Raw genomic sequence first — 9999 nt, forward strand, 5'->3', positions numbered from 1 at the left:
GGCGGTGGCGCCGCGGCCCGGAGCCCGCCCGCCCGGTCAGCTCCTGCGGAACATGCGGGTCGCCGTGATCTCGCCGTGGATCGTCTCCTCCTGCGGGGACTGCTGCGGCAGGCCCGGGCGCAGGTGCTCCTCGACGCTGATGTACTTCAGGCCCGCCCGCAGGTCGGCGTCGTTGCGCAGCCGGATGACCAGCGGGAATTCGGCGAGGGCCGTGGTGTCGAAGAGGCCCGTCGTGTAGAGCAGCTGGACGCCCAGCGCGTCCGAGACGGCCCGCTGGAGCTCCAGCAGGTACGTGGCGTTCGCGCGCCCGATCGGGTTGTCGAGGAACAGCGTCCCCGCGTGGCGGTGCTTGTCGCGGCCGCGGTCGTTGCTGCGCAGCGCCGCCATGGTGCAGTACAGCGCGATCGCGGCGGTCAGCAGCTGGCCGCCGGAGAAGACGTCGCCCATCTGCCCCACCGGCACGCGCTCGGCGCGCAGCACCGCGTCCGGCTTCAGGATCTCCACCGAGATGCCCCTGGGCTCCAGCGCCGCCTGGACACCGCGCAGCAGCAGGGACATGCCGTCGCGGCGGCCTTCGCCGAAGGAGGCGGTGCTGTTCTTCTTCACCGCGGCGCGGGTCGCCTCGTCGATGACCTCGCCGAGGCGTTCCGTGAGGGTCGCCTGGTCGGGCTCCTCGAAACGGATGCGCAGGAACTCCTGGCCCGACCACTCCCCCAGGCCCTCGGGGAGCTGGGAGAGCCGCTGGGCGGAGCGCAGGGTGGCCAGGGCGGACTCCACCAGTCCGCGCAGCCGGTCGACGATGCTGTCCCGGTTGCGCTCCAGCTGCGCCAGTTCGTCGGTGAGGACGCGCAGCCGGGGGGCGAAGGCCGCCGCCCAGGCCGCCGCGTGCTCGGGCAGGGCGGAGGCGGGCAGTTCGCGGATCTGCTGGCGCGCGGGGGTGCGCACCTGCTCGTAGCGGTTGGCGTTGGCGTGCCGGACCAGGATGTCGCAGGCCTCGCGGACCCCGGACTCGGCGGCGGAGAGGTCGGCCGCGCAGGCGCGCAGCGAGCGGCGGGCCTCGGTGGCCGACTGGCGGGCCTCCTCCAGGGTGCCCGGGTGCGACACCGGCTCCTGCTCCTCGTCGGCGTGGGCGTGGTCGCGCAGGAGGTCCCGCAGCAGGGCCGCGGTCTCGTCGAAACCGCCGGCGCCGTCCTCGGCTGCGCGGTGGGCGCGCAGCAGGTCGGCGTGGGCCGCGCGGGCGCCCTCCACGGCCGCGGTGTGCGCGGCGAGCTGGGCCGTGGCCGTACGCAGCAGGGCCTGCGCGTGTTCGACGTGTTCGGGGATCAGCTCGTCGGGGAGCTCCGTGTGCGCCTCGCCTTCGGCGGGGGCGTGGCGTTCGGCCTCGCCGCGCAGCCGGCCGAGCTGCTCGCTCGCGGTGGAGGCACGCGTCTCCAGCATCTGCACGAGGGACTCGGCGCGGGCGGCCGCCGCCTGGCGGGAGGGGCCGTCGGAGCCGTCGGTGCCTTCGAGGAGCTGGGCGGCGCGGGTGCGGACCTTGTTGGTGAGGCGGTCGAGTTCGGCGAGGGCGGCGCTCTCGTCGCTCTCGGCGCGGGCCTGCTCGGCACGCAGGTCGGCGCCGACGCCGACCTTCTCGTAGAGCTGGGAGGCGGCGCGGTAGGCCTCGCGCAGGTCCGGCAGAGGGGCCTTCGGGGCCCCGTCGGCCTCGGGGAGCGGCTCGGGAGCGCCCGCGATCTCGGCGCGCTCTGCCCGCAGGGCGCGGGCGGTGCGGCGGGCGTCGTCCGCGGCGCGCTGCGCGGCGCGGCGGTCCTCGTCGGCGGCGCGGGCGCGGTCCAGGCAGACCTCGGCGCGGGCCTCGGACTCGGCGGCGTCGTCGGCGAGTTCGCGGAGCTTGGCCTGCCAGCCGGCGCGCTCGCGCAGGCGGAAGGCGAGGCCCGCGAGGGCATCGGCGACGCGGCGGGCGCGCTGGGCGGCGTCCTGGCGCTCCTCGCGGACGCGGGCGGCGTCGGCAGCCGCCTCGTCCGCCTCGGCGCGTACGGTACGGGCCTCCGCGAGCTCGGCGTCGGCCTCCTCGGCGAACGCACGGGCGGCCCGCGCCTGCTCCGCGAGCTCGGCGAGGCGGCCGGGCGGGCAACCGGTGCGCCAGGACGTCAGGCGGGCGGCGAGCTCGCGGTCGCCGGAGAGCCGGGCGGCCAGGTCCCGGATCTCGGTGTCGCGGGCACTCGCGCGGGTGCGCAGGGCCTGGCGCTCCTCGTCGGCGGCGCCCTCGTCGTGCATGGCCGGGTTCGGCGAAACGATGAAAATGCTCGACACCGCCGAATCGCCGTCCGCGGGCGGTGTCGGCGCCAGCAGCGCGGCAGCGGTGCCCACGGCGACGGTGGAGCGGGGCAGCAGCGCCGCGCCGGAAAGCACCTCGCGGGCCCGGGCGTGCGTGTCGGGGTCGGTGATGACGACGCCGTCGACGAGTTCGGGGCGGGCGGCCAGCACGGCGGCGTGGTCGGCGGGGGCCACGGACTGGGCGAGGTAGCGCCAGCCGGGCAGGGCGGGGATGCCGTGTTCGCCGAGGTACTCGACGGTGGCGAGGACGTCGGGGCCGGGCGGCAGCAGCCCGCCGTCGCCGAGGGCGCCGAGGATGCGGGCGTCGTCGGCGGCGGCGGTGCGGAGCTCGAACAGCTGGCGCTCGGCCGCCGCGACTCCGTCGGTGAGCAGGGTGCGCAGGTCGTCGGCGCCCCGGTCGAGGTCCTCGGGGGTCAGGCCGCCTGCGGCCGGGGCGTCCTGGGCTGCGCCCGGCGCGGCGCCCGGGCCCGCGGGGCCGGAGTCGGCCGCCCGGCCCGCGCGCTGGTGCGGGAACGACTCGTCCGGGGCCGACGGGAGGCCCAGGAGGGCGGCCAGGCGCGGGGATTCGGCGAGGGAGGCGGCCGCACGGTGCTCGGCGTCGTGGGCGGCTTCGGCCGCGTCGGCGGCGTCCGCGGCGCGGGCGGCGGTGAGTTCGGCGCGGGATTCCGCGGCGGCGGCCTCGCGCGCGGCGTCGGAGGTGGCGCGCGCGGCCTCGCGGGACTCGTCCCAGGCGGCCACGGCCGTCTTCTCGGCGTCGCTGGCGGCCAGGGCGGCGCGGGCCGGGTCGGCGTCGGGGGCGGTGTCGTCGAGCCAGCCGGCCCGTACGGCCTCGGCGGTCTCCTGCTCGACCTCGGCCAGGCGCGAGCGCAGGTGCTCGGCCTCGCTGCGGGCGCGCTGGGCGGCCGTGGCGGCGGCGGTGGCGTCGCGGTGGGCGGCTTCGCCGGCGGCCTGCAGTCCGGCGGAACGCTCCTCCTCCTCGTTGGCGAGGCGTTCGCCGTGCTCGGCGGCGGTGTGCAGGGCCCGCACGAGCTCGATCGCGGCGGTGGCGCGCGCGGCGAGCGCCGGGGCGGCGTCCCGCTCGGCCTCCAGGATGGCGGCGGCGACGCGGGCGGAGCGGTCGGCGGCGGCACGGTGGCGCAGCACGTTCTCGGCGGCCTGCCAGGCGGCGTGCAGGGTGCGGGCTTCGAGGAGCTCGCGGCGCTGGGCGGCGGCGGCCTTGTCGGCGACGGTCAGCGCCAGCGAGGCGTGCCGGTAGGCGAGTTCGGCGGAGACTGCGGCGCTGCGGTCCCGCGCGGACTCGGCGGCGGTGACCTCGTGGGCGGCGCCCGTGACCCGCTGGGCGAGGTCGGCGGCGCGGCCGCGCTCCTCGCCCGCGCGGGCGGACAGCCGCCGGGCGAGGGTGCGCGTACGGCGTTCCGCGCCGGCGTGGACGTCGCGCAGCCGGGAGCGGTTCGCGGCGGCCTCGACGATGCGGGTCAGCAGGTCCACCGAGCCGGCGGTGAAGTCGCGTTCGGCCATCAGCTCGGCGCGGCGGCCGAGCTTGTTGCCGAAGCCGTGGACGAGGTCGGCGAGGCCGTCGGTGTCGCGGGTGTCGGTGACGGCGCGCAGCAGCAGGTCGGTGAAGTCGGAGTCCTTCTTGACCGCGAAGAGGCCGGCGGCCTCGCCCTCGTCGGCGTTCATCTCGCGCTGGTAGCGGAAGAGTTCGGGGTCGAGGCCGAGTTCGGTGAGGTGCTCGTTCCAGCGGTCGTGGATCTCCTCGAAGTACACCTCGAGGTGCGGGTACGCCTTGCCGGCCTCGGTGAGGGCGTCGCGGAAGCCCTTCATGGTGCGGCGGCGGCCCTGGGCGCCGGAGGCGCCTTCGACGGGCGGGCGCACGGCGGTGGCCTCGGCGACGGGCAGGTTGTCGAGGCTCAGGCCCGGGCCGGGTCGGAAGGAGTACCAGGCCTCGGCGAACTTGCGCGGGTCGTTGGAGACCTGGCGGCCCCGCCACTCGCTGACCTTGCCGACGACGACGCACTCGCCGGTCTGGGTGTGCTGCCACTCCAGGGCCACGTGGCCGCAGTCGTCGGCGAGCAGGAACTTGCGCAGTACGCCGGAGCTCGCGCCGCCGAGGGTGTTGCGGTGGCCGGGGAGCATCACCGAGAAGATCAGCTTGAGCAGGACGGACTTGCCGCCGCCGTTCTCCAGGAAGAGCACGCCCGCGGGCGCGGGGCGGCGCGGCGGGCCGGTCGGCTCGTCCTGGAAGAACTCCGCCTGCGTGGGCGCCGGGTGGGGCACCGGCTCACCGACTCCGCGCAGGTCGAGCACGGTGTCGGCGTAGCGTGCGCCGGCGGGCCCGATGGAGTAGAGGCGGATCCGGGACAGCTCGTACATGGCGGCGGACTCTCGTGGTCTTTCGTAGGTCGTACGGGGACGGGTGACTCAGGCGTGGAACGGCAGGCCCGCGTCGGCGGCGAGCTCCAGGTCGTCGCCCTCGGGCGGCGGCAGGAGCGTGGCGCAGCCGTCGCTGACGGGGACCACGCCGAGTTCCAGGAGCTCGGCCATGGCCGCGCTGCCCGCCATGTCGCGGACCTGGAGCTGGTAGCGGGGGGTGGTGCGGTACGTACCGCCGGCGTCGTCGCCGGTGCGCTGGAGGAAGCCGGATTCGGTGAGGAAGGCGGCGGCCTTGCCGACGATGCCGGTGGTGGAGCCGGCCAGGCGGCGGGCGTCCTTGGTGGCGCCGGTCGCGCTGCGGCGGGCGTAGACGCGCCAGGCGGCCTCCAGGCCGGGGGCGTCGGAGGCGGGGTCGGTGTTCTCGCCGAGCTCCTCGGCGCGCTCCTCCAGACGGCGGCAGGTCTGCCGGACGAAGGCGTCGACGCCGTTGACGGTGATGCGGCCGATGTAGCCGTCGTCGGCGAGGTCCTCGGGGCGGGGGAAGGCGAGGGCGGCGACGGCGAGGTGGGCGAGGCCGTGCAGGAAGCGGTCCGCGGAGTCGGCGGTGGTGCGGCGGGCGTAGTCGCCCATGCGGACGGCGAAGACGGAGTCCTCGCCGGCGGCGACGGCCATGCCGGCGCGGGGCGACACCTCCAGGACGACGAGCCCGAGGCCGGTGGCGACGGCATCGGCGAGCCGCCCGAAGGCGGGTTCCTCGCGGTAGCGGCGCAGCAGCTCGGCGTACTCGGCGTCGCGGGCGGGCAGCAGCTTGGGCTGCAGCCCGAAGGCCACGAGCCGGGCGGCGTCGGCCGCGTCGGCGGGCGTGACGGTCCCTCCGGGGGCGGGCGCGGCGGGGGCCGACGGCGCGTCGGCCTCACTCCACGCGGGGTGCTCGGCGTGGTGCTCGCTCACGGGTACGTCTCCTCGGCGGTGCGGTGGTCTTCGTCAGTGCGGCGCGGGGACGCGTCCGCGGGTGCCCCGGGGTCCGGTCGGCGGCGGGAGGCGGTGCCGTACGCGGCCGGGGGCGCGGTTCGGGGGATCGTGCGTCGGCCGGTCGTCGCGGGGGCGCGGGTGGCCGCCCGGGGTGCCGCCGGGGTCATGCCGCCTCCGTGCGGTCCGCGGTCATCGCGGCCGCGTCCAGGAGCGCGGTGCCGACGATCAGGTCCGCGCCGCCGAATTCCGGGTCGTCGAGCTCGGTACCGTCGTCCACGGCGAACAGCAGCCGCTCCTCGCCCTGGCGGTACGCCGTGCCCACCGCCGGGCTCGCCGCGTGGACGGCCAGCAGGGCCACCAGGTACGGCAGGTCGGGGTCGGCGCGACGGGCCTGCGCCAGGAGTCCGGACAGCCGGCGCGGGGCGTCGTGCGGGAGGTCGAGGAGCTGCATCGCGGCGGCGAGCTGCTCCTCGCTGAAGCGGCTGTCGTCCGGGGTCGCGATGAGGTCCGGCTCCGGCATCTCCGCGCCGAGGTGCTCCCGCTCCACCGGCGGGGTCAGCAGTATCTCGACGAGGTCGCCGACCCGCACCGAGACCGGGGTGCGCAGACCCGCGCCGGCGGCGAAGAAGGCGTCCGTCACGCGGGAGGCGCGCTCCACCGCCAGCGGCAGCACGGGGGCGACCAGCTGGCCGTACAGGTCGATGCCGGAGCGCGGCGCGGGCGCGGCGAAGGCCTGGCGGTCCTGCTCGGCACGGAACAGCGGGCCGGCGTCCAGGAGGCGCGACTGGAGCTGGGTGTGCCGGCGGATGCAGTCCTTGACGATGTCCACGAGCTCGGCGGCGCGCCGCTTGTTGTCCGGCTCCTCCGCCTCGTCGCGCGCCTTGCGGATGTTGGTGAGGATCGCGTTCTCGTGGCGGTAGCGGTCCGCGACGTGGTCGAGCGCTTCGGCGATCATGTCCGGGACGGCCACCAGCCAGTCCACCGCGCGGACGTTGCGCCGCGTCGCGTCCAGCGTGCGGCGCAGGGTCTCGGCGTACTGCACCGTCCGGTAGCGGGCTTGTTCCGCCGCGAGCTGGGCGTCCGCAAGCCGGCCCCGGCTGACCAGGACCTCCAGCTTCACCTCGGCCGCGATCTGCGCGCTGGTGACGTCCGTGTCGAGGGCGCCGACGAGTACGTTCACGGCCTCGTCCGTGGTGCGCAGGTACACGGCGCCGCCGTACCCCGGCACCTCTTCGATCAGCTTGAAGTCGTAGTCGCGGCGGACGTACACCCCGTCCGGCCCGAACGTGCCGTAGATCGCGCGGAAGCCGCGGTCCACGCTGCCCACGTTGATCAGGTTCTCCAGCACCCAGCGGGCCACCCGCTCGTGCTCCGCCGCCGGACGGCCGGGCGCCTGCGCGGCGACGCGCGGCAGCAGCCTGGCCACTATCTGCTCGTGGTCGGCTCCGGTGTCGAAGTCCATGTTGAGGGTGACCAGGTCGATCGCGGCGAGGGCCACCTCCGCCATCGCGTAGACCCCGTACTCGCCGGCCAGATTGGCCTTGCGGACGTCGAGGTCGTGCAGCGGAGCGGTGCAGGCGAGCGCGCGCAGCCGCCGAGCCAGGCCCTCGTCGGCGGCCGGGCCCGGCGCCGGGGACGGGAGGGTCTTGGCCGGGGCGGGGAGAGTCACGGACAAAGACTAGGCGCTGACACTGACAACATCCCAAACGGCATGGTTCGGCCGGATCGGTCCCCGGCGCCCCGGAACACCGCGGGCGCCCGGCGCGGGCGCTGTTCTACGCTCACCGCATGGCTTCCATGATCACACCTCTGATCACACCTCGGGTCATGCTTCCGATCGACCTCAACGCCGACCTCGGCGAGGGCTTCGGGCGCTGGACGCTGACCGACGACGAGGCCCTGCTGTCCGTCGTCACGAGTGCCAACGTGGCCTGCGGCTTCCACGCCGGGGACCCGTCCATCATGCGCCGCGTCTGCGAACTGGCGGCCGGCCGCGGGGTACGGATCGGCGCGCAGGTCTCGTACCGCGACCTCGCCGGCTTCGGCCGGCGCTCCATGGACGTCCCGCCGGGCGAGCTCGCCGACGAGGTGGCCTACCAGATCGGCGCGCTGGAGGTCTTCGCGCGGGCGGCCGGCTCCCGGGTGTCGTACGTCAAACCGCACGGCGCGCTGTACAACCGCACCGTGTACGACGCCGACCAGGCGGCCGCGGTCGTCGCCGGAGTGCGGCTGGCCGCCCCGGCCGGGGCGCTGCCCGTGCTGGGCCTGCCCGGTTCGCTGCTGCTCACCGCCGCCGAGGAGGCCGGACTGACCCCCGTCCCGGAGGCCTTCGCTGACCGCGCCTACACACCGGCCGGGACCCTGGTGCCGCGCGGGGAGGCCGGAGCGGTGGTGACCGACCCGGACGCCGTCGTCGAACGCGCCGTACGCATGGCCGCCGAGGGCGCGGTGACGGCCGCCGACGGCTCCCGCATCGCGGTGGCCGCGCGCTCGCTGTGCCTGCACGGGGACACCCCCGGTGCGGCCGGTCTCGCACTGCGCGTCCGGCAGGCGCTGGACGCGGCCGGGGTCCGGGTGGAGGCCTTCGCGTGAGCGTCAGGGCGCTGCCGGTCGGCGCCGAGGCTCTGCTCCTCGAGGTGGACTCGGCCGCCGAGGTCGCCGCGGTGCACGCGGAGCTGCTGCGCCGGCGCGACGCGGGCGAGCTGGGCGGCGTACGGGACATCGTGCCCGCCGCGCGGACCGTGCTGCTGGACGGGATCGCGGATCCGCGCGCGCTGGCGTCCCGCATCGCCCGCTGGGAGGTCGCGCCGCTCGCCGCCGCCGAGGGGCCGCTGGTCACGGTCCCGGTGCGGTACGACGGCCCGGACCTGGCGGAGGTGGCCCGGCTTTGGGGGGTGACCGAGGGCGAGGTGCCGGGGATCATCGGCGGTACCCACTTCCGGGTGGCGTTCTGCGGCTTCGCGCCCGGGTTCGGCTACCTGACCGGGCTCCCCCGACACCTCCACCTGCCCCGCCGGGCCACGCCCCGTACGGCGGTGCCGGCCGGCTCGCTGGCCCTGGCCGGCGAGTACGCGGGCGTCTACCCGCGCTCCTCCCCCGGCGGCTGGCAGCTGATCGGATCCACGCGGGCGGTGCTCTGGGACCCGCGGCGGGAGCCGGCCGCGCTGTTCGCGCCGGGGGTACGGGTGCGCTTCACGCGGGAGGGCTCGTGAACGGCTTCGAGGTACTGCGACCCGGAGCGCTGACCACGGTCCAGGACCTGGGCCGGCCCGGGTACGCGCACCTGGGCGTGCCCCGGTCGGGGGCCCTGGACACGGGAGCGCACCGGCTGGCCAACCGCCTGCTGGGCAACCCGCCGCAGGCCGCCACGCTGGAGACGACCCTGGACGGCGTGCGTCTGCGCGCCCTGGCCCCGGTGGTGATCGCGGTCACGGGCGCGCCCTGCGCCGTACGAGCCTCCGGTCACCCGGTGGCCTGGGGAGCCCCGGTCCGGCTCCGGGCAGGGGCGGAGGTGGACATCGGCCGGGCGGAGCCGGGCCTGCGCAGCTATGTCGCCGTGCGGGGAGGGTTCGCCGCGGAGCCGGTCCTCGGCAGTCGCTCCACCGACCTGCTGTCGGGCCTGGGTCCCGCCGCGCTGTCGGCGGGGGCGCTGCTCCCGGTGGGCACCCCGGGCCCGGACCCGGTCCACGGGGTCGACGCCCCGGCCGCGCCGGGCCCCCCGACGGAACTGGTGCTCCCGCTCCGGCCGGGGCCCAGAGCGGACTGGTTCACCCCGGCTTCGACCGCGGGGCTGTGGCGGGCGCACTACCGGGTCTCGGCGGCCTCGAACCGCATCGGCCTGCGCACGGAAGGTCCGCCGCTGACCCGGGCCCGGACCGGAGAACTCCCGAGCGAGGGCATGGTCCTGGGCGCGGTCCAGGTCCCGCCGGACGGCCGCCCGGTGGTGTTCCTGGCCGACCATCCCGTGACCGGCGGCTACCCGGTGATCGGCGTGGTCCCGCGGGGCCCCGCCCTGGACGCGGCGGCCCAGGCCCGCCCGGGGACGGTGATCCGCTTCGTGGCGGCGGGGCCGACCGGCCGGCCGGGGGTGGGGTGACGTTCGGGACGCGTGTGTTCGGTGGCGTTGACGGGGTCCGGGGGCGTCCCGTCAGTCCACTGTCCTTCCGGGAAGCCCCCGAAGGAACGGCCGGGTGGTGTGGTGTCCAGGGACGGGAGAGGGTCTGGCGGGAGGCCGGGCGCATCAGATCGCTACACAGTCCGCCCGGCCAAGCGGCTGACCGCCGTCTGGGGGCCGGACATAAGCCGCCCACTGCCGGTGAG

General features: G+C 76.6%; 7 protein-coding genes. 3 read left to right on the forward strand and 4 right to left on the reverse strand.

Annotation, left to right across the window (positions count from 1 at the left end):
* Positions 1-36 precede the first annotated feature (36 nt).
* Genes ACFWB8_RS30985 through ACFWB8_RS31000 form a run of 4 tightly spaced genes read right to left on the reverse strand, consistent with a single transcriptional unit; the run spans position 37 to position 7348 of the window.
* The gene (locus tag ACFWB8_RS30985) at positions 37-4707 is read right to left on the reverse strand and encodes a hypothetical protein (RefSeq protein ID WP_385234482.1); all 4671 of its coding nucleotides are present in this window, start codon (positions 4705-4707) and stop codon (positions 37-39) included.
* Positions 4708-4755: 48 nt separating this feature from the next.
* The gene (locus ACFWB8_RS30990) at positions 4756-5658 is read right to left on the reverse strand and encodes a hypothetical protein (RefSeq protein WP_385234485.1); all 903 of its coding nucleotides are present in this window, start codon (positions 5656-5658) and stop codon (positions 4756-4758) included.
* The gene (locus ACFWB8_RS30995) at positions 5655-5846 is read right to left on the reverse strand and encodes a hypothetical protein (RefSeq protein WP_385234488.1); all 192 of its coding nucleotides are present in this window, start codon (positions 5844-5846) and stop codon (positions 5655-5657) included. The genes ACFWB8_RS30990 and ACFWB8_RS30995 overlap by 4 nt, the downstream gene beginning before the upstream one ends.
* On the reverse strand, positions 5843-7348 hold the full coding sequence (locus ACFWB8_RS31000) for a hypothetical protein (RefSeq protein WP_385234491.1): 1506 nt from the start codon (positions 7346-7348) through the stop codon (positions 5843-5845). The genes ACFWB8_RS30995 and ACFWB8_RS31000 overlap by 4 nt, the downstream gene beginning before the upstream one ends.
* A 158-nt stretch (positions 7349-7506) precedes the next feature.
* Between ACFWB8_RS31000 and ACFWB8_RS31005 the strand changes: the two genes are divergently transcribed.
* From ACFWB8_RS31005 to ACFWB8_RS31015, 3 genes are read left to right on the forward strand one after another with little or no spacing between them, the layout of a single operon-like run.
* Positions 7507-8271 carry a LamB/YcsF family protein gene (locus tag ACFWB8_RS31005; protein ID WP_385234499.1) on the forward strand — a complete coding sequence of 255 codons (765 nt, stop codon included), beginning with the start codon at positions 7507-7509 and terminating at the stop codon, positions 8269-8271.
* A complete protein-coding gene (locus ACFWB8_RS31010) occupies positions 8268-8891 on the forward strand; it encodes an allophanate hydrolase subunit 1 (protein ID WP_385234494.1) in 624 nt (207 codons plus the stop codon). The genes ACFWB8_RS31005 and ACFWB8_RS31010 overlap by 4 nt, the downstream gene beginning before the upstream one ends.
* Entirely contained in the window at positions 8888-9775 is an 888-nt protein-coding gene (locus tag ACFWB8_RS31015) for a biotin-dependent carboxyltransferase family protein (RefSeq protein WP_385234496.1), read from the forward strand. Before ACFWB8_RS31010 ends, ACFWB8_RS31015 begins: the two co-directional genes overlap by 4 nt.
* Positions 9776-9999: the final 224 nt, after the last annotated feature.

The sequence above is a fragment of the Streptomyces sp. NPDC060031 genome, from assembly GCF_042736805.1.
Classification (GTDB): domain Bacteria; phylum Actinomycetota; class Actinomycetes; order Streptomycetales; family Streptomycetaceae; genus Streptomyces.